The organism is Serratia sp. JKS000199, from assembly GCF_900215455.1.
Taxonomy (GTDB): Bacteria; Pseudomonadota; Gammaproteobacteria; order Enterobacterales; family Enterobacteriaceae; genus Serratia; species Serratia ureilytica.
In genome coordinates this window covers 4,672,233-4,691,022 of the sequence record NZ_LT907843.1, presented here as the reverse complement: position 1 = coordinate 4,691,022, position 18,790 = coordinate 4,672,233, and the positions used below count along the sequence as shown (strand labels likewise).

At 58.8% G+C, this 18,790-nt stretch carries 18 protein-coding genes and 1 riboswitch; of the genes, 8 read left to right on the top strand and 10 right to left on the bottom strand.

Features of this window, described 5'->3' with window-relative positions:
• Positions 1-14: 14 nt before the first annotated feature.
• The 6 genes from CPH57_RS22210 to nudC form a co-directional block, all read right to left on the bottom strand.
• The gene (locus CPH57_RS22210; protein WP_080273415.1) at positions 15-686 is read right to left on the bottom strand and encodes a DUF1481 domain-containing protein; all 672 of its coding nucleotides are present in this window, start codon (positions 684-686) and stop codon (positions 15-17) included.
• A 36-nt stretch (positions 687-722) separates the two neighbouring features.
• A complete protein-coding gene (gene hupA, locus CPH57_RS22205) occupies positions 723-995 on the bottom strand; it encodes a nucleoid-associated protein HU-alpha (RefSeq protein WP_004929874.1) in 273 nt (90 codons plus the stop codon).
• 189 nt (positions 996-1,184) lie between these two features.
• Positions 1,185-1,775, bottom strand: a complete 591-nt coding sequence (locus CPH57_RS22200; protein ID WP_033644369.1) for a YjaG family protein — start codon at positions 1,773-1,775, stop codon at positions 1,185-1,187.
• A 48-nt stretch (positions 1,776-1,823) separates the two neighbouring features.
• Entirely contained in the window at positions 1,824-2,510 is a 687-nt protein-coding gene (gene nfi, locus CPH57_RS22195) for a deoxyribonuclease V (protein ID WP_033644368.1), read from the bottom strand.
• 9 nt (positions 2,511-2,519) lie between these two features.
• Entirely contained in the window at positions 2,520-3,584 is a 1,065-nt protein-coding gene (gene hemE, locus CPH57_RS22190) for a uroporphyrinogen decarboxylase (RefSeq protein WP_033644367.1), read from the bottom strand.
• A gap of 38 nt (positions 3,585-3,622) precedes the next feature.
• Positions 3,623-4,390: an NAD(+) diphosphatase gene (gene nudC, locus CPH57_RS22185; protein ID WP_033644901.1), complete on the bottom strand. Its 768-nt coding sequence runs from the start codon at positions 4,388-4,390 to the stop codon at positions 3,623-3,625.
• Positions 4,391-4,491: 101 nt separating this feature from the next.
• Here nudC and CPH57_RS22180 point away from each other — a divergent pair, with 101 nt between their 5' ends.
• From CPH57_RS22180 to CPH57_RS22145, 8 genes are all read left to right on the top strand, one after another.
• Positions 4,492-4,995 (top strand): Rsd/AlgQ family anti-sigma factor, encoded by a 504-nt coding sequence (locus CPH57_RS22180; RefSeq protein ID WP_019456431.1) that lies wholly within the window; start codon positions 4,492-4,494, stop codon positions 4,993-4,995.
• Positions 4,996-5,034: 39 nt separating this feature from the next.
• Positions 5,035-5,159, top strand: a riboswitch (TPP riboswitch).
• 114 nt (positions 5,160-5,273) lie between these two features.
• Positions 5,274-7,217, top strand: coding sequence for a phosphomethylpyrimidine synthase ThiC (thiC, locus tag CPH57_RS22175; protein WP_046688072.1), 1,944 nt, complete (start codon positions 5,274-5,276; stop codon positions 7,215-7,217).
• On the top strand, positions 7,210-7,860 hold the full coding sequence (thiE, locus tag CPH57_RS22170) for a thiamine phosphate synthase (protein WP_096242723.1): 651 nt from the start codon (positions 7,210-7,212) through the stop codon (positions 7,858-7,860). The genes thiC and thiE overlap by 8 nt, the downstream gene beginning before the upstream one ends.
• Complete coding sequence (locus CPH57_RS22165) at positions 7,853-8,602, top strand: HesA/MoeB/ThiF family protein (RefSeq protein ID WP_033644364.1); 750 nt, start codon at positions 7,853-7,855, stop codon at positions 8,600-8,602. Before thiE ends, CPH57_RS22165 begins: the two co-directional genes overlap by 8 nt.
• A complete protein-coding gene (gene thiS, locus CPH57_RS22160; RefSeq protein WP_016929423.1) occupies positions 8,599-8,799 on the top strand; it encodes a sulfur carrier protein ThiS in 201 nt (66 codons plus the stop codon). The genes CPH57_RS22165 and thiS overlap by 4 nt, the downstream gene beginning before the upstream one ends.
• Before the next feature lies 1 nt (position 8,800).
• Entirely contained in the window at positions 8,801-9,580 is a 780-nt protein-coding gene (locus tag CPH57_RS22155; protein WP_046688070.1) for a thiazole synthase, read from the top strand.
• Positions 9,580-10,713 (top strand): 2-iminoacetate synthase ThiH, encoded by a 1,134-nt coding sequence (gene thiH, locus CPH57_RS22150; RefSeq protein WP_096242722.1) that lies wholly within the window; start codon positions 9,580-9,582, stop codon positions 10,711-10,713. The genes CPH57_RS22155 and thiH overlap by 1 nt, the downstream gene beginning before the upstream one ends.
• Positions 10,714-11,529: 816 nt before the next feature.
• Complete coding sequence (locus tag CPH57_RS22145; RefSeq protein ID WP_033644361.1) at positions 11,530-12,225, top strand: response regulator; 696 nt, start codon at positions 11,530-11,532, stop codon at positions 12,223-12,225.
• Here the strand turns inward: CPH57_RS22145 and CPH57_RS22140 are convergent.
• The 4 genes from CPH57_RS22140 to rpoC all read right to left on the bottom strand — a co-directional run bounded on the left by CPH57_RS22140 (position 12,211) and on the right by rpoC (position 18,789).
• Positions 12,211-13,485, bottom strand: coding sequence for a sensor histidine kinase KdpD (locus tag CPH57_RS22140; protein ID WP_033644360.1), 1,275 nt, complete (start codon positions 13,483-13,485; stop codon positions 12,211-12,213). The two genes, CPH57_RS22145 and CPH57_RS22140, sit on opposite strands and share 15 nt — an antisense overlap.
• A 1-nt stretch (position 13,486) precedes the next feature.
• Positions 13,487-13,951 (bottom strand): oxidoreductase, encoded by a 465-nt coding sequence (locus CPH57_RS22135; protein ID WP_033644359.1) that lies wholly within the window; start codon positions 13,949-13,951, stop codon positions 13,487-13,489.
• The gene (locus tag CPH57_RS22130) at positions 13,951-14,397 is read right to left on the bottom strand and encodes an N-acetyltransferase (protein WP_033652702.1); all 447 of its coding nucleotides are present in this window, start codon (positions 14,395-14,397) and stop codon (positions 13,951-13,953) included. Before CPH57_RS22130 ends, CPH57_RS22135 begins: the two co-directional genes overlap by 1 nt.
• Before the next feature lie 168 nt (positions 14,398-14,565).
• The gene (rpoC, locus tag CPH57_RS22125) at positions 14,566-18,789 is read right to left on the bottom strand and encodes a DNA-directed RNA polymerase subunit beta' (protein WP_033644357.1); all 4,224 of its coding nucleotides are present in this window, start codon (positions 18,787-18,789) and stop codon (positions 14,566-14,568) included.
• Position 18,790: the final 1 nt, after the last annotated feature.

The window sequence follows — 18,790 nt, the reverse complement described above, 5'->3', positions numbered from 1 at the left end:
GCGCGGGGCCTTTTTTATAGCTGGTCTTCTTTCGGTTCCCAGCTGCAGAAGTCGTCGTTTGCTACCAGCAGCAGCTCGCTGCCTTCCGGCGCTTCCAACCAGGCGACGCTCACCGGCCGGCTGCTGCTGCGGGCGCGTTTTTCGATCCAGGCGATGGCGGAGGCATCCAACCCGGGTTTTAAGCGCTGCCCGTCGCAGGTTTGCACTTCGCCCTGCAACCAACGCCCCTGCAGCAATTTGACCTTGCCGGCGCGCAGCGCATTGCTGACTTCGAGGATACGTCGCGCCTGATATTGATACAGGGCGATTTCATCGCGGGTCAACGGTTCGCGGCGTGTCGCCAGCTGGCGCTGCATAAAGCTCACCGTGCCGTCGTCGGCAAAGCGCAGTTGAATGGAATCTCGATCGCCGTCGGCGTCGTTGCGTTTGATTTGGCGCAGCACGTCGCCCTGATAGGTGTACAGCGTGGTGATGGTACCCGGTCCGCGGTAGGGACTATAGACGCTGACCAGCACCTGCGGGCGATGTTGCTCATCGTCTTTACGCCACAGGCGTATCACGCCTTGATCGGCCACAAAGCCGCTGGCGGTAAAGCTGGGAATATCGGAATGGAAACTGCAGGCGCTCAGACCGAGGGCGATGCCGGCGGCCATGAGCACCCGACGAGTAAACAAAAGGGGCGCCATCGCCCCTCTGTTTAATCTTTTCACCGAGGCGCGGTCTTATTTAACAGCGTCTTTCAGTGCTTTGCCAGAAACGAACGCAGGCACGTTGGCTGCTGCGATTTTGATTTCTTTGCCAGTCTGTGGGTTGCGGCCAGTGCGCTCGCTACGATGGTTTACTTTGAAAGTACCGAAGCCAACCAATTGTACTGCATCACCTTCTTTCAGAGACTCAGTAATAGCAGCCAGGGTGGATTCCAGAGCCAGTTTAGCTTGTGCTTTGGAAAGGTCAGCCTTGTCCGCGATTACATCAATCAGTTGAGTCTTGTTCATAAGTTATCCTTACAGTGTGTTTATCGTTTGCAAAGCATCGAGTGCGACGGATATGCCGATTGACAGCACTCTCCTGCATACACGCACCGATAGCCACTTTTTTTACGCCCCCCAAATGTAGACCAGACAGGGTGCGGATGTGAAGCCTTAAGGCATGACAAATCAGGCGTTAAATCACGTTTTGTTGCCTTATTGCGCTAAATTTATCCCGATGTTGCTGACACCGGCCTCTCGCAGGTCGGATCGCAGCCCCTTGATCAGGTCTATATCGCGCTCTTCACAGGCGTCCAACAGGCGGAAAATTTCCCATTGAATGTCCCATTCTTCCTCTACCGCAGGCAAACTTCCCAACTCTTCGTCGGTCATTTCCCTACCGGCTTGAGTCATTTCCAACATCGCCACGGTGCGAATCGATGTTTCGCTGATGGCGATGGCGTGCTCCAGCGTCTCCCCGCCGAGCCGCGAATGGATCAGTTCCCCTAATGCGATACAGGCATCAATTGCCGGGTAAACGCCGTAAAGATCGTAATCTTCCGCCGACGGAATCGCCTCTTCCAACTTCTCGAGCTGGCTGTCGAAGTTGACCTTGGCGTCCTTCACCACCAGCGTTTCCCACACCAAATCCAGAATGCGGCGATAAATCGCCGGATCGCCGAACTCGGTCTGTTTGCAGAACATCTGGTAATTCGGGTACATACGCTCGCACAAACTGGCCATAAAGGTCAAATGTTGCCAAGCCTCGTGCCGTTCCAGACGTAAATGAATCGGGTTACGTAGCATGCTTTACTCTCTTACGCGTTATCTGCGGCGCAGTGTACCCGAAATCGCTCATGGCGACACCTCCGGATGCTGCTGCAACCAACGCTGAAACGCCGGACGGCGCGAAGCGATGGCGTCGGCCCAGCGGGTCGGCTCCGGCAAACGGTAGCCCGCCATACAGCGCTGCACCCACGCCAGCGCGCTGTCGGCGCCCACGCGGTGACCGGTAGAGATGAACAGCGGGTTGCAGCGCGCCTTGCTGCGCCATACCCAGCCCAGCTGTTCCCCCTTATCTTCCAACGGTGCCAGCGCGCCGACGGCGGCCTCCAGCGGCGCGAATTTGCCGCACAGGCGCTTCTTGGCCACGCCGATGGTCGGTACATCGACCAGCAGGCCGAAATGGCTGGCGACGCCGAGGCGCCGCGGATGTGAAATGCCATGCCCATCGACGAAGATCAGCCCCGGCTTTTGCCGCAGCTGTGCCCAGGCGGCCAACAGCGCCGGGTATTCGCGAAACGACAGGAAGCCCGGGATATAAGGCATGACGGTGGCGATGCGCGCCACCTGATATTCCACCAGCTCCAGCGACGGATAGCGCAGTATGGCGATAGCGGCACGCGTCACCGCCCCCTCCTGCTCGAAGCCCACGTCGGCGCCGGCGATGAAGGCCGGCGGTTCGGCCGGCAGATCGTCGTAGCGAATGACTTCAGCCGCGCGCCGCAGCTGTTCGGCGCGCAGGGCCTGCATATCGGTCACATCGAATCCTTAACGGTGGTATTTCGCCGACTGCGCGTGCACCGCCTCGACGAAGGCGCCGGCGTGCTCAGGCGGCACATCCTGATGGATGCCGTGGCCCAGGTTGAACACATGACCGTTGCCGTGGCCAAAACCGGCCAGAATGGTCTCCACCTCTTCCGCGATGCGCGCCGGAGAAGCATAGAGCATCGACGGATCCATATTGCCCTGCAGCGCCACTTTGTCGCCCACGCGCCGACGCGCGTCGGCGATATCGGTGGTCCAGTCCAGCCCCAGCGCATCGCAGCCGGTGGCAGCCATCGCCTCCAGCCACTGCCCGCCGCCTTTGGTAAACAGCGTCACCGGCACGCGGCGGCCGTCATTTTCACGCAGCAAGCCATCGACGATCTTGTGCATGTAGTGCAACGAGAACTCGCGGTAATCGCGCCCGGTCAGCACGCCGCCCCAGGTGTCGAACACCATCACCGACTGCGCGCCGGCCTTGATTTGGGCGTTGAGGTACAGGATCACGCTGTCCGCCAACTTGTCCAGCAACAGGTGCAGCGTGGCCGGTTCGGCATACATCATTTTTTTCAGCTTGGTGAAGGCCTTGCTGCTCCCGCCTTCAACCATATAGGTAGCCAGCGTCCACGGGCTGCCGGAGAAGCCGATCAGCGGCACTTCGCCCTTCAGCTCGCGGCGGATGGTGCGCACCGCGTTCATCACATAGCCCAGCTCCACTTCCGGATCGAACGCCGGCAGTTTGTCGACGTCGGCACGGCAGGTGATAGGTGAGCTGAAACGCGGGCCTTCGCCGGCTTCAAAGTACAGGCCAAGCCCCATGGCGTCGGGAATGGTGAGAATGTCGGAGAACAGAATGGCGGCGTCCAGCGCATAGCGGCGCAGCGGCTGCAGCGTAACCTCACAGGCCAGCTCCGCGTTCTTGCACAGCGACATGAAATCACCGGCCTGGGCACGGGTCGCCTTGTACTCCGGCAAATAACGACCGGCCTGGCGCATCATCCATACGGGGGTCACATCCACCGGCTGGCGCAACAGCGCGCGCAGGTAGCGATCGTTCTTCAACTCAGTCATTTATGGGGCTCCCTTAATAATCTGCCGGCCATTGTACATTATTCTTCCCGGCACAGCGCCACGGTGTCCTCAATCAACCGGCGCGCCACGGTGCCGGGCGGCGGCAACAGCGGCAGTTGGTCGTAGCGATACCAGCCGGCGTTAAGCAGCTCCTTGGGATCGTGACGAAGGTCGCCCTGATGGTAATCGGCCATAAAGGCCATCATCAGCGAGTGTGGGAACGGCCAGGGTTGTGAAGTGACGTAGCGCAGGTTCTTGATTTCGATATTGCTCTCTTCCATCACTTCGCGCGCCACCGCCTGCTCCAGCGTTTCGCCCACTTCGACGAAACCGGCCAGCACCGTGTGGATACCGCCGCGATGGCGCACGTGCTGCGCCAGCAGGATCTGATCGTCGCGCCGAATGGCGACGATCACGCAGGGCGCAATCTGCGGGTAGTACCGTTCTTTGCAGTGGCCGCAGAGGCAGGCGCTTTCGGTGCGGCTGAGATGCATCTCATGGCCGCAGTAGCCGCAAAAGCGATGGGAGCGGTAGAAATCCGCCAGCTGCACGCCGCGCCCGGCAAGCTGGAACAGACCACGATCCTGATCCAACAGCTGACGCACCGATCCCATCTCCCGCGGCATCGCCTGGCGCACCAGCCAGACCGGCGCGCCCTCCCACTCACCGATGATGCGCGCCATGTGGCCCTGCAGCCCGAGGACGGCGGCCGTCCCCGACGGCAATTCACCGTTCGGTAACCAAAGTTTGCTTTCATGGCTGACGATCCACCAGCCGTTTTCATTGCCCGTTAATGCAAGTTCCATATCGTTGTTGCACAACCTCAGCTTCACTGGCACTCTACAAATCGGCTTTGTTACATTTTAATAACTTACCGGTTACTTTTATTACTTACACGGAGTCAAACATGCTCAACCGTTTGGAAAGGCTGACTCAGCGCGTTGGCGGTAGTAATGAATTAGTTGATCAATGGCTTCAGGCCCGCAAGCAGTTGCTGGTCGCCTACTGCACGCTGGTAGGCCTCAAACCGAATAAAGAAAAGCATACGCCGCTGAATGAAAAAGCGCTGGAGAACTTTTGCCATAACCTGGTGGATTACCTCTCCGCAGGGCATTTTCATATCTATGACAGAATTATCAAACAAGTGGAAGGCGCAGCCAGTCCGAAAATGTCGCTGGCGGTGAACATCTACCCCAAGCTATGGGCCAATACCGAACAGATCATGGCGTTCCACGATCGCTATACCGAAGTGGATATCGATCAGGAGGTCTGTCTGGAATTCCATCAGGCCTTGTCGGATATCGGCGAAACGCTGGCGGCGCGCTTTGCGCTGGAAGATAAGCTGATCCTGTTGGAAGCGGAGGCCGCGCAGCAACCGCTGCCGGACCAGGCGCTGGATCCGGCGCGTTAAAATTTTATAGTTTTTTTTCTTATCCCTCCTATACTGGGGGGCATCTTGTCGGAGTGCCTAGCGCCTGATTTGTTCATCGAATCAGCCAGGCTGAGACCGTTAATTCGGGATCCGCGGAACCTGATCGGGCTAATACCCGCGAAGGGAACAAGAGTAATCTATCGCCACAGGCACGGCCTTCCCTTTGCGGGCGTCCAGCCTTATCGGCCACCATCATTACTCCCTCCGAGCTCCAGACAAGCAACTTTCCCAACCCAACACACTGGTAGGAACTTGCTATGTCTAACGTTAATCCACCGCGCGCCCGTAAAGCGCAACGCGAAGCCGCCCAGCAGTTTATCGACACGCTGCAAGGCATGGCTTTCCCAAACTCACGCCGCATCTACCTGCAGGGCTCGCGCCGCGATATCCAGGTGCCGATGCGCGAAATTCAGCTCAGCCCGACCCTGGTCGGCGGCAGCAAAGATAGCCCGCAGTATGAACAGAACGAGGCGATCCCGGTATATGACACCGCAGGCCCATACGGCGATCCGCAGGCCGAGCTCGATGTGCACGCCGGCCTGGCCAAGCTGCGCGCCGGCTGGATCGACGCGCGCGGCGATACCGCGACCCTGAGCGGCGCCAGTTCCGGCTTCACCCAACAGCGTCTGGCGGACGAGGGGCTGGATCACCTGCGCTTCGAACATCTGCCGCTGCCGCGCAAGGCGTTGCCGGGCAAGTGCGTGACCCAACTGCACTATGCCCGCGCCGGCATCGTCACCCCGGAGATGGAGTTCATCGCCATCCGTGAAAACATGGGGCGCGAACGCATTCGCGGCGAGGTGCTGCGCCACCAGCATCCGGGCCAGGGCTGGGGCGCCAACCTGCCGGACAACATCACGCCGGAGTTCGTGCGCCAGGAAGTGGCCGCCGGCCGCGCCATCATTCCCGCCAACATCAATCACCCGGAGGCGGAGCCGATGATCATCGGCCGCAATTTCCTGGTGAAGGTGAACGCCAATATCGGCAACTCGGCGGTCACGTCGTCGATCGAAGAAGAGGTGGAGAAGCTGGTGTGGGCCACCCGCTGGGGCGCAGACACCGTGATGGATCTCTCCACCGGCCGCTACATTCACGAAACCCGCGAGTGGATCCTGCGCAACAGCCCGGTGCCCATCGGCACCGTGCCTATCTACCAGGCGCTGGAGAAGGTCAACGGCGTGGCGGAAAACCTCACCTGGGAGATGTTCCGCGATACGCTGCTGGAACAGGCTGAACAAGGGGTCGATTACTTCACCATCCACGCCGGCGTGCTGCTGCGCTACGTGCCGATGACCGCCAAACGCCTGACCGGCATCGTGTCGCGCGGCGGCTCGATCATGGCCAAATGGTGTCTGTCGCACCATCAGGAAAACTTCCTCTATCAGCACTTCCGTGAAATCTGCGAGATCTGCGCCGCCTACGACGTTTCGCTGTCGCTCGGCGACGGCCTGCGCCCCGGTTCGATTCAGGACGCCAACGACGAGGCCCAGTTCGCCGAGCTGCATACGCTGGGCGAGCTGACCAAAATCGCCTGGGAATACGACGTACAAGTGATGATTGAAGGCCCGGGCCACGTGCCGATGCAGATGATCCGCCGCAACATGACCGAAGAGCTGGAACATTGCCACGAAGCGCCGTTCTACACCCTTGGCCCGCTGACCACCGATATCGCCCCGGGCTATGACCATTTCACCTCCGGCATCGGCGCGGCGATGATTGGCTGGTTCGGCTGCGCCATGCTGTGTTACGTCACGCCGAAAGAGCACCTCGGCCTGCCGAATAAAGAGGACGTCAAACAGGGCCTGATCACCTACAAGATCGCCGCCCACGCCGCCGATCTGGCCAAAGGCCATCCGGGCGCGCAAATTCGCGATAACGCCATGTCCAAGGCGCGTTTCGAATTCCGCTGGGAAGATCAGTTCAATCTGGCGCTCGATCCGGCCACCGCGCGCGCCTATCACGACGAAACCCTGCCGCAGGAGTCCGGCAAGATCGCTCACTTCTGCTCGATGTGCGGACCGAAATTCTGCTCGATGAAGATTTCACAAGAGGTGCGCGACTATGCCGCCGCCCAAGAGGCCGCCAAACCGATCGAGGTGCAGCTGACCGGCATGGAGAAAATGTCCGCCGAGTTCCGCGCCCGCGGCAGCGAGCTGTATCACAGCGCCGGCAACCTGCAGGAGGAGACGAGCAATGACTGATATCACGACGCCCTTCCCGGCGACGCCCCACAAACTGGGGCTTTACCCGGTCGTCGACAGCGTGGCGTGGATCGCTCGCCTGCTGGAGGCCGGCGTTACCACGATCCAGCTGCGCATCAAGGATCTGCCGGACGAGCAGGTCGAAGAGGATATCGCCGCCGCCATCACGCTGGGTCGGCGTTATCAGGCGCGGCTGTTCATCAACGATTACTGGCGGCTGGCGATCAAGCACGGCGCCTACGGCGTGCATCTGGGCCAGGAAGATCTCGATACCACCGATCTGGCGGCCATTCACCGCGCCGGGCTGCGGCTCGGCGTTTCCACCCATGACGATGCCGAGCTGGCGCGCGCGCTGGCGGTGAAACCCTCCTACATCGCGCTGGGGCACATCTTCCCCACCCAGACCAAAGACATGCCTTCGGCGCCGCAGGGGCTGGCGGAGTTAAAACGCCACATCGCCGGTTTGGCGGATTACCCGACGGTGGCGATCGGCGGGATCAGTCTCGATCGCGTACCGGCGGTGCTGGCGTGCGGCGTCGGCAGCGTGGCGGTGGTCAGCGCCATCACCCAGGCGCCGGACTGGCGCGCGGCGACGGCCGAACTGCTGCGGCTGATCGAAGGTAAGGAGCCGAACGATGCTTAACGATCGGGAGTTCCTGCGCTACAGCCGCCAGCTGCTGCTGGAGGATGTCGGCCCGGAAGGTCAGGAAAAACTCAAGCGCGCCACGGTGCTGATCGTCGGCCTGGGGGGGCTGGGGTCCCCGGCTTCGCTGTATCTGGCCGCCGCCGGGGTCGGCACGCTGCTGCTGGCCGACGACGACACGCTGCACGTCACCAACCTGCAGCGGCAAATCCTGTACCGCAGCGCCGATACCGCCACCGGCAAAGCGGCGCTGGCGCAACGCCATCTGCAGGCGTTGAACCCGTTGGTGGAGTCCATCCCGCTGGCGCAGCGGCTGCAAGGGCAAGCGCTGCGCGACGCGGTCGCCCGCGCCGATCTGGTGCTGGACTGCTGCGACAACATGGCGACCCGCCATGAGGTCAACGCCGCCTGCATCGCCGCCGCCAAGCCGCTGATCAGCGGCAGCGCAGTGGGTTTCAGCGGCCAGCTGCTGGTGCTCGAGCCGCCCTATGCGCACGGCTGCTACGCCTGCCTGTACCCGGAGCAGGAAGAACCGCAGCGCAACTGCCGCACCGCCGGGGTGCTCGGCCCGGTGGTGGGCGTGATCGGCACTCTGCAAGCGCTGGAGGCCATCAAGATGCTGGCCGGCCTTCCTTCCTCCCTCAGCGGCAAGCTGCGGCTGTTCGACGGCAAGCAGCAGAGCTGGAGCACGCTGCAGCTGAGCCGGGCCCGCGCCTGCCCGGTCTGCGGAGGCGCCGCATGAAGATCCGTCTGAACGACCAACCGCTGGAGCTGGCACAGCCGCTCAGCGTCGCCGCCCTGCTGACCCAGCTGGAACGCCACCAGCCGGGCACCGCGCTGGCGATCAACCAAACCATCATCCCACGCGCCGACTGGGCCGACCATCAGGTGCAGGACGGTGACGACATTTTGCTGTTTCAAGCGATCGCCGGAGGCTGACATGCTGAAAATCGCCGATACCACTTTTACCTCGCGCCTGTTCACCGGCACCGGCAAGTTCGCCACCCCGGCGCTGATGTTGGAGGCGCTGGCGGCCTCCGGCTCACAGCTGGTGACCATGGCCATGAAGCGCGTCGATCTGCGCGGCGGCAACGACGCCATTTTGGCGCCGCTGCAACAGTTGGGCGTCAGGCTGTTGCCCAATACCTCCGGCGCCAAAACGGCCGCCGAAGCGGTGTTCGCCGCCCGACTGGCGCGCGAAGCGCTCGGCACCCACTGGGTGAAGCTGGAGATCCATCCCGATGTGAAATACCTGCTGCCGGATCCGATAGAAACGCTGAAGGCGGCGGAAACGCTGGTGAAAGACGGTTTTGTGGTGCTGCCCTACTGCGGCGCCGATCCGGTGCTGTGCAAACGGCTGGAAGAAGTGGGATGCGCAGTGGTGATGCCGCTCGGCGCCCCTATCGGCTCCAACCGCGGTCTGCGCACCCGTGACTTCCTCGAAATCATCATCGAGCAAGCTAAGGTGCCGGTGGTGGTAGACGCCGGCATCGGCGCGCCAAGCCACGCGCTGGAAGCGATGGAGCTGGGCGCCGACGCGGTGCTGGTGAATACCGCCATCGCCGTGGCGCGCGATCCGGTGCAGATGGCGCGGGCATTTCGCCTGGCGCTGGAGGCCGGCGAGCTGGCACGCAGCGCCGGATTAGGCTCCAGCCAGCGCGGCGCGGTCGCGTCCAGCCCGCTGACCGCTTTCCTCAGCCAGCCAGAGGAGGCGCAGTGATGACCGACGATTTCAGTAGCCGCTGGCAACAGCTGGACTGGGACGACATTACGCTGCGCATCAACGGCAAAACGGCGCGCGACGTGGAACGCGCATTGAACGCCGACAAGCTGACGCGCGACGACTTTATGGCGCTGATCTCCCCCGCGGCCGCGCCGTATCTGGAACCGTTGGCGCAACGCGCGCAGTTGCTGACCCGTCAGCGGTTCGGCAACGTCGTCAGCTTCTATGTGCCGCTGTACCTGTCCAACCTGTGCGCCAACGACTGCACCTACTGCGGCTTTTCGATGAGCAACCGCATCAAGCGCAAAACGCTGGATGCGGCGGAGATTGCGCGCGAGTGCGAAGCCATCAAGGCGCTGGGGTTCGAACATCTGTTGCTGGTCACCGGCGAACATCAGACCAAGGTCGGCATGGACTATTTCCGCCAGCACATTCCGGCGATCCGCCACCACTTCAGCTCGCTGATGATGGAAGTGCAGCCGCTGGCGCAGGAGGAATACGCCGAACTGAAAACGCTGGGCCTGGACGGCGTGATGGTGTACCAGGAAACCTACCATCCGGCCACCTATCTGCAGCACCACCTGCGCGGCCAGAAGCAGGATTTCCATTGGCGCCTGGCCACGCCGGATCGCCTGGGGCGCGCCGGGATCGACAAGATCGGCCTCGGCGCGTTAATCGGCCTGTCCCACAGCTGGCGAACCGACTGCTATCTGCTGGCGGAACACCTGTTCTACCTGCAGCAAACCTATTGGCAGAGCCGCTACTCGATCTCGTTCCCACGCCTGCGCCCCTGCGCCGGCGGCATTGAGCCCGCGTCTATCATGAGTGAGCCTCAGCTGGTGCAGCTGATCTGCGCCTTCCGGCTGTTCGCGCCGGACGTTGAGCTGTCGCTGTCTACCCGGGAGTCGCCGTACTTCCGCGATCATATGATCCCGGTGGCGATCAATAGCGTCAGCGCCGGATCCAAGACGCAACCCGGCGGCTATGCCGACGACGTACCGCCTGAGCTGGAACAGTTTGAGCCGCACGACGGCCGCACGCCGCAGCAGGTCGCCGAGGCCATCAGCAACGCCGGGCTGCAGCCAGTGTGGAAAGACTGGGACGATTATCTGGGACGCAGCGCGCAATAAGCGGCAACGTTTGCCGCCGTGCGAAGAAAACGCTGGAGCGGCCGCGCAATGCCGAACGGTGGCGCTGGCGCCGGCAAACGCGCCGATTATAGTGACGTTGCCGACCGCCAAACCCGGTGTCGGCCGGGGCCGTTACCCTCTCGATGGCCCCGCCTTATCCAATCCCGGATCGCGCACAGACGCTCTTGCGCGACTCCGGTTCCTCACCAACGGCCATCCTGGAACCTGCGCCTGAGGGCACGCACGAACAGGCGGTTTTATCGGCTCAGGTGACGGGCATGATGAGGGAATAGCGGTGTTCAGCACTCACGCAGAGTGTTTTTCAATGGAGCCCGTTGCGGCAGAGAACGGCAGAACGAGGAAAAAGTCGATGCGGAGACGAAAAGTGACTCGAGGGGTAATCCCCGATACTGCCAATGGCCCTGGTGTTGGCCGTCGCGTTTTTTTGCCGCCTGCTCCCTGCTTACAGACAAGAGCAGGCGGTTTATTTTGTGAGACTGGCAACCCCCCCAGGACGCGAATCACACAGTATGTGCGCTAATTAACCATACAAACGATTAAATGTGAATGTCTTTTGAGTGTTTTTTTATTTGATATCGAGTGTATTCTGAGTTTGCCAAGGAAAATCAAACTGATATCACCGCAACCTCCGGGGCATCATCTATAATCCAGCACGGGTCCTCGCGCAGATTTGCCACGCTCGCGGTCAACATCAAAAAAGCCAAGGTTGTCATGAAGAAAACGCCAAATTACATCGATGCAATCAGCGCGTTGCTCACTCTTAAAGGGGTTGGCGACAGAAAACATGCCTCCACGATGGCCAACATACTGAACCTTCAGTACAACAGCGCCAAGCAGAAGCTGGATGGTAAAAGGGGCATCACCCTCGACGAAGTCAGAAAGGTGTTTCAGTACTTCAACGAGCCATTCGCCGGCCAAAGAACGCATAACGGCGTTTTTATCATGAACAGCATTCACAAACGCTGTAAGGTTGAAGTCGACGAACACCCGGTGACACAGCTGGACGACGACGAAACCTACGCCTACAAAAAAGATGACCTTTTCATCATCAATACCAGCCGGGATACGCAGGCCGACGTACCGCTGTACAGAGTCAACAAGATAGACTTTCTGCCGGCGCCGCGCATCGCGATCCTGGACAACGACAGCGATATCCTCGAGCTGTTGAAGAAAATCGCCTGCCGCTACGGCATTGAGACCGAGACCTTTCAAACGGCGGATGCCATGCTGGCCGCACTTGAGCAACAGTCCTTTGAGGCGTTTATTCTGGACTGGCTGTTGGACTTCGGCGAAACCTCAGAACGCGTCGTGAAGAAAATAAAGGACACCCTCGATCCGCACGCGCGCATCATCATTCTGACCGGCCAGCTGAATCACTATGAGAAGAATATCGGCGATATGATCCTGCACTATGACGTGCACCTGGTGGAAAAACCGACCAAACCGCTGATTATCTCCTCACTGCTGCTGTCGAATTTATTCTTTAATTAGTTTGACCGGAATGCGGATGAAAAACGATGAGCCAACGCCTTCGGTGGATTTGACTCTGATGGCGCCTTTCAGCGTCGTCACATAATTCTTGATAATGGTCAGCCCCAGCCCCAGTCCCTGCCGCGTTTCCCTTTCTACTCCCTGATTGAACGCCTTGTACAACCGTTCCAGATTATTAACGTTAAATCCGATGCCGTTGTCTTTTACCCATAAATACAGATTGCCATGGCACACCTTCACGTTGAGGATGATCGCGCCGTGGTGGGTAAATTTGTCCGCGTTGCTGAGCAGATTGGCCAATATTCGGTAGAGCTTGTATTTGTCGGAGCAAATCAAACCAACATAGGATGAACGACGCACCACGATGCGATTACCGCGCCCAGCGCTGATACTGGTCATGGCATCGTCCACCACCTCATGCAGCCGAAAGGTGGAAATATTGACGTTAACCTCCCCCATTTCAAACCGCGAATAATCCATCACCTCACGCGTTTGTTCGGCGATCTTGTTGCCGTGGTAGGAGATCAGGCGGGCCTCCTTTTTGAGCTCTTCCTGCGCCAGCTCGTGCTCCATGATATCCGCGGCGATGACGATGGCCTGCGTCGAACCGGCGATTTCATGGTAGATGGATGAGATAAAGATGTTCTTGTTCTTGATGATCTCTTTTAACGAGAAGGCGTTTCTCACCACCAGGAACATCATCAGGAACACCAAAATCAGCGATAAGACGGCGAACATCTCGGCTTTTCTCGAATTATCCTGGATGATGCCTTTAACCTCGGTGAAGTTTTTAATTTGTATCCGATAAATAATCTCCTGGATATCGACCAACGTGCCCTCGATGTCATCCATATAAGCGAGGATATCCGCCTTGCTTTTCCGCCCTGCCAGCAAACCGACGGAAAGATCGCCCAGCGTTCGGTACTGTTGCTTCAGCAGAGCGACGTTCTTGATAAATTCGTCGTCGTAATAGAAAGAGTCGCTGAAGGTGGAGCGGCTCTCCAGGATTTGGATCTTCGAGTAAAATATTTTCTTTTTGATCAGGAAAGCGTCGTAGTCGTCGTTTTCACTGAGCAGCAGCGCAGTTTTGGTTCTTTCAAACGCCAGAAACAGGATCTCGGCCACCGAGTAGTTATCCAGATTGGGTTCGATCTGCTTATAGCGCTCTTTTACGCCACCGAAGTTAATGGCAATCAGCAAAATTAATAAGGAGAAGATGGCAACCAACGCGATAAGAGTACCGATCAGTTTCTTGCTCATCTCATTTAATCTCCAGCCGTTTGACTTGCCAGACGGTTTTCGCGTTCACGTCCAGGTTATTCAGCTCGGGGTATTGATCGCGCGGATAGATAATAGCGAACGGCCCCAGCTCCCCCACGTCGATCGGCTTACCGCCGCGCAGATAGGCGACAATCACGCGATATTTAATCATCTCGTCAATCGGCATCGAATAGGAATAGTCGTCCCACGCGAAGGCGCGCACCGACTTCCCTTGCAGATGGTACGCTTTCACCAGCTCCGAAAACTCAACGCCGGTGAACGCCTCTTCCGGGGTGAAATTGGTCGAGGTTTTAATCGTGTGCGACGGCATCGCCTCCAGCATCTGTCGGGTGACATTGATCTTCTCGCCGTCCGCCGGCTTCAGGTAAAAAGAGTCAACGGCCGCGTACAACGGTGCGCTGAACAGCGAAAGCAGCAGTAACGTCATCAATCCTTTGATTTTCATTATTCACCCTCTTTGCGTTTCACCAGCTCCGCCTGACCGAACTCATCCCGCCCGATCACATCCCAACCGTGATGTTGATAAAAACCTTCGGCTTTAGAGCCGGGATCGGTGGTTAAGTGAATGGCTTCGGCGCCGTGCTCAAACATCCAGGCAGTGACGCGCGCCAGCAAGGCAGAACCCATTCCCATTGATTGGTATTCCGGCTTCACGAACAGTCCGCCGATCAACGGTTCGGGGATGAACAACCCGAATCCAACGCCGGCATAGTCCTCGCCATACTTGCAGATCCAGCCACCGCCCTGGTTGATGTCTTCCAGCGCCTGCTTGCGCTGCAGATACTGGATCTGATGCGGATGCAGCAGGTTCTCTTCGACGGAAAAGCGGATCTCATACAGGTAAGGCAGGTGTTTCGCCGTCAGTTTTTCGAAGGTAATGAGGCTGTCCATGTTTTGTGCTGTCCTTGGTTGTCAGGTAAAAAGCGCCGGTCAATTTCTGCTGTAACCATAGTAGCAAAGTTTGTCATAACCCGGCGCGAGGCGAAAAAAAACCGCCCCCGAGGGAGCGGTTTATCTGGCGATGGGCCCGGCGTAGCGGGCCCACGGCGCGGATGACGATTACTCGTCGTCGCTGCCGCCCAGACCTGCGTTGAGCAGTTCGGCCAGGTTCGCGGTCGCTTCTTCCGCGCTGACTTGCGGAACAACCGGCGCTTCGCCCTGAGCACGACGACGCATGCGATCCTGATGATAAGCGTAACCGGTACCGGCTGGGATCAGACGGCCCACGATGACGTTCTCTTTCAGGCCACGCAGTTCGTCGCGCTTGCCGGCTACGGCAGCTTCGGTCAGAACGCGCGTTGTTTCCTGGAACGATGCGGCGGAGATGAAGGACTCGGTCGCCAAGGAAGCCTTGGTGATACCCAGCAGATCGCGCGAGAAGGTTGCCGGGATCTTACCTTCAGCTTCCAGCTGACGGTTGGCAATCTTGACGCGAGACACTTCAGCCTGCTCGCCTTCCAGGAACTCGGAGCCACCAGCGCTAACGATAGTGCCTTTACGCAGCATCTGACGAACGATAACTTCGATGTGCTTATCGTTAATCTTAACGCCTTGCAGACGGTAAACTTCCTGCACTTCGTTGGTGATGTAGCGGGTAACCGCATGCACGCCACGCAGACGCAGAATGTCGTGCGGAGACTCTGGGCCGTCGGAGACGACGTCGCCACGTTCCACCACTTCGCCTTCGAACACGTTGAGCTGACGCCATTTCGGAATCATCTCTTCGTAAGCGTCGCTGCCGTCCAGCGGAGAGATCACCAGGCGACGTTTGCCTTTGGTCTCTTTACCGAACGAGATAATCCCGCTGATTTCAGCCAGGATTGCCGGCTCTTTCGGACGACGCGCTTCGAACAGGTCGGCAACGCGCGGCAGACCACCGGTAATATCCTTGGTACCGCCGGATTCCTGAGGAATACGCGCCAGGGTATCACCCGCACCGATCTGAATGCCGTCTTCCAGCTGAACGATCGCTTTGCCCGGCAGGAAGTATTGAGCAGGCATATCAGTACCTGGGATCAATACGTCTTCGCCCTTAGCGTCAACGATTTTCAGTGCCGGACGCAGGTCTTTACCGCTACCGGTACGCTCTGCGCTGTCCAGGACAACCAGAGAAGACAAACCGGTCAGTTCGTCGGTCTGACGAGTAATCGTCTGGCCGTCGACCATGTCGGCGAAGCGAATGAAGCCGCTGACTTCACTGATGACCGGCATGGTATGCGGATCCCAGTTAGCAACGGTTTCGCCGCCGTTAACTTCTTCACCGTCGCCTTTGCCCATCACGGCGCCGTAAGGCACCTTGTAGCTTTCTTTGGTACGGCCGAATTCGTCGATCAGTTTCAGTTCGGTGTTACGCGAGGTGATCACCAGCTTGCCTGCGGCGTTCATAACGAACTTCGCGTTGCTCAGCTTGATGCTACCCTTGTTTTTCACCTGAATGCTGGATTCAGCAGCCGCACGAGATGCCGCACCACCGATGTGGAACGTACGCATCGTCAGCTGTGTACCCGGCTCACCGATGGACTGTGCCGCGATAACGCCGATGGCTTCACCTTTGTTGATGATGTGGCCACGTGCCAGGTCGCGACCGTAGCAGTTTGCACACACACCGAAGTCGGTTTCACAGCTCACCACGGAACGGACTTTAACGCTGTCGACAGAGTTCTCTTCCAACAGGTCACACGCCTTCTCGTTCAGCAGGGTGTTGCGCGGCACCAGAATGTCCGCCGTACCCGGCTTGAGGACGTCTTCTGCCGTCACACGGCCCAGAACGCGTTCACGCAGCGGCTCTTTCACGTCGCCACCTTCGATAACCGGAGTCATCAGGATGCCGTCGTGGGTGCCACAGTCGTCTTCGGTCACCACCAGGTCCTGCGCCACGTCAACCAGACGACGGGTCAGATAACCGGAGTTCGCGGTTTTCAGTGCGGTATCCGCCAGACCTTTACGAGCACCGTGAGTGGAGATGAAGTACTGGAGTACGTTCAGACCTTCACGGAAGTTCGCGGTGATTGGCGTTTCGATGATGGAGCCGTCCGGCTTCGCCATCAGACCACGCATACCGGCCAGCTGACGAATCTGAGCGGCGGAACCACGCGCACCGGAGTCGGCCATCATAAAGATGCTGTTGAAGGAAACTTGCTGTTCCACTTCGCCGTCACGGTTAACCACGTCTTCTACCGACAGGTTTTCCATCATCGCTTTCGCAACGCGTTCGTTCGCGGCAGCCCAGATATCGATCACTTTGTTGTAGCGTTCGCCGGCGGTCACCAGACCAGACTGGAACTGCTCCTGGATCTCGGCAACTTCGGTTTCCGCTTCTTCGATGATCTCCGCCTTCTTGGCCGGGATAACCATGTCGTCGATACCTACGGAAGCGCCGGAACGGGCTGCGTAAGCAAAGCCGGTGTACATGATCTGGTCAGCAAAGATAACGGTCGGCTTCAGGCCCAGGATGCGGTAACAGGTGTTCAGCATCTTGGAGATCGCTTTCTTGCCCAAAGGCTGGTTAACGATCGCGTACGGCAGACCTTTCGGTACGATCATCCACAGGATGGCGCGGCCGATGGTGGTGTCGATGATGCTGGTCTGAGAGGTCCACTCGCCTTCGGCGTTCTTGACGTCTTCGGTGATACGCACTTTAACGCGCGCATGCAGCGACGCCAGGCCGGCGCGGTAAACACGCTCAGCTTCTTTGGAACCGTTCAGCACCATGCCTTCGCCTTTGGCGTTAACACAGTCGCGGGTCATGTAGTACAGACCCAGTACAACGTCCTGAGAAGGAACGATGATTGGCTCGCCGTTCGCTGGGGACAGGATGTTGTTGGTGGACATCATCAGCGCACGCGCTTCCAGCTGGGCTTCCAGCGTCAGCGGTACGTGAACGGCCATCTGGTCACCATCGAAGTCGGCGTTATATGCCGCACAAACCAGCGGGTGCAGCTGGATCGCTTTACCTTCGATCAGAACCGGTTCAAACGCCTGGATACCCAAACGGTGCAGGGTTGGTGCACGGTTCAGCAGTACCGGGTGTTCGCGAATCACTTCGTCCAGGATATCCCAAACGACGGCTTCTTCACGCTCAACCATTTTCTTGGCGGCTTTGATGGTGGTGGCCAGGCCACGCAGCTCCAATTTGCCGTAGATGAACGGTTTGAACAGCTCCAACGCCATCTTCTTAGGCAGACCGCACTGATGCAGACGCAGGTATGGACCTACGGTGATAACGGAACGGCCTGAGTAGTCAACGCGTTTACCGAGCAGGTTCTGACGGAAACGACCCTGCTTACCTTTGATCATGTCGGCCAAAGATTTCAGAGGGCGTTTGTTGGAACCGGTGATCGCACGACCGCGACGGCCGTTATCCAGCAGGGCGTCTACCGCTTCTTGCAGCATACGCTTTTCGTTGCGCACGATGATGTCCGGCGCAGCCAGATCCAGCAGGCGTTTCAGACGGTTGTTACGGTTGATCACGCGGCGATACAGATCGTTCAGATCCGACGTCGCGAAACGACCGCCATCCAGCGGAACCAGCGGGCGCAGATCCGGCGGCAGTACCGGCAGCACGGTCAGGATCATCCACTCCGGCTTGTTACCGGACTGTACGAACGCTTCCAGCAGCTTGATACGCTTGGTCAGTTTCTTGCGCTTGGTTTCGGAGTTGGTTTCGTTCAGCTCTTCACGCAGCTGCTCGCACTCGGCTTCCAGATCCATGTTTTTCAACAGGGCCTGAATGGCTTCCGCACCCATCTTGGCGTCGAATTCGTCACCGAACTCTTCCAGCGCGTCCAGATACTGCTCTTCGGTCAGGATCTGACGACGCTCGAGGTTGGTCATACCGCCTTCGACCACCACATAGGATTCGAAGTACAGTACGCGTTCGATGTCACGCAGCGGCATATCCAGCAGCAAACCGATGCGGGATGGCAGCGATTTCAGGAACCAGATGTGCGCAGTCGGGGAAGCCAGCTCGATGTGGCCCATGCGCTCACGACGCACTTTGGTCTGGGTCACTTCAACGCCGCACTTCTCACAGATCACGCCGCGGTGTTTCAAGCGCTTGTACTTACCGCACAGGCACTCGTAATCTTTTACCGGCCCGAAGATACGGGCGCAGAAAAGGCCGTCACGCTCTGGTTTGAACGTACGGTAGTTAATGGTTTCCGGCTTCTTAACTTCACCGAACGACCACGAACGGATCATGTCTGGCGAGGCCAGAGCAATCTTGATCGCATCAAACTCTTCGGTCTTAGTTTGCGCTTTCAGAAACTTCAATAAGTCTTTCACG

What these genes read in the sequence shown, in the direction of transcription:
- CPH57_RS22210 (WP_080273415.1), bottom strand. Translation starts at nt 686, where the DNA reads ATGGCGCCCCTTTTGTTTACTCGTCGGGTGCTCATGGCCGCCGGCATC.
- hupA (WP_004929874.1), bottom strand. Translation starts at nt 995, where the DNA reads ATGAACAAGACTCAACTGATTGATGTAATCGCGGACAAGGCTGACCTT.
- CPH57_RS22200 (WP_033644369.1), bottom strand. Translation starts at nt 1,775, where the DNA reads ATGCTACGTAACCCGATTCATTTACGTCTGGAACGGCACGAGGCTTGG.
- hemE (WP_033644367.1), bottom strand. Translation starts at nt 3,584, where the DNA reads ATGACTGAGTTGAAGAACGATCGCTACCTGCGCGCGCTGTTGCGCCAG.
- nudC (WP_033644901.1), bottom strand. Translation starts at nt 4,390, where the DNA reads ATGGAACTTGCATTAACGGGCAATGAAAACGGCTGGTGGATCGTCAGC.
- CPH57_RS22180 (WP_019456431.1), top strand. Translation starts at nt 4,492, where the DNA reads ATGCTCAACCGTTTGGAAAGGCTGACTCAGCGCGTTGGCGGTAGTAAT.
- thiC (WP_046688072.1), top strand. Translation starts at nt 5,274, where the DNA reads ATGTCTAACGTTAATCCACCGCGCGCCCGTAAAGCGCAACGCGAAGCC.
- thiE (WP_096242723.1), top strand. Translation starts at nt 7,210, where the DNA reads ATGACTGATATCACGACGCCCTTCCCGGCGACGCCCCACAAACTGGGG.
- CPH57_RS22165 (WP_033644364.1), top strand. Translation starts at nt 7,853, where the DNA reads ATGCTTAACGATCGGGAGTTCCTGCGCTACAGCCGCCAGCTGCTGCTG.
- thiS (WP_016929423.1), top strand. Translation starts at nt 8,599, where the DNA reads ATGAAGATCCGTCTGAACGACCAACCGCTGGAGCTGGCACAGCCGCTC.
- CPH57_RS22155 (WP_046688070.1), top strand. Translation starts at nt 8,801, where the DNA reads ATGCTGAAAATCGCCGATACCACTTTTACCTCGCGCCTGTTCACCGGC.
- thiH (WP_096242722.1), top strand. Translation starts at nt 9,580, where the DNA reads ATGACCGACGATTTCAGTAGCCGCTGGCAACAGCTGGACTGGGACGAC.
- CPH57_RS22145 (WP_033644361.1), top strand. Translation starts at nt 11,530, where the DNA reads ATGGCCAACATACTGAACCTTCAGTACAACAGCGCCAAGCAGAAGCTG.
- CPH57_RS22140 (WP_033644360.1), bottom strand. Translation starts at nt 13,485, where the DNA reads ATGAGCAAGAAACTGATCGGTACTCTTATCGCGTTGGTTGCCATCTTC.
- CPH57_RS22135 (WP_033644359.1), bottom strand. Translation starts at nt 13,951, where the DNA reads ATGAAAATCAAAGGATTGATGACGTTACTGCTGCTTTCGCTGTTCAGC.
- CPH57_RS22130 (WP_033652702.1), bottom strand. Translation starts at nt 14,397, where the DNA reads ATGGACAGCCTCATTACCTTCGAAAAACTGACGGCGAAACACCTGCCT.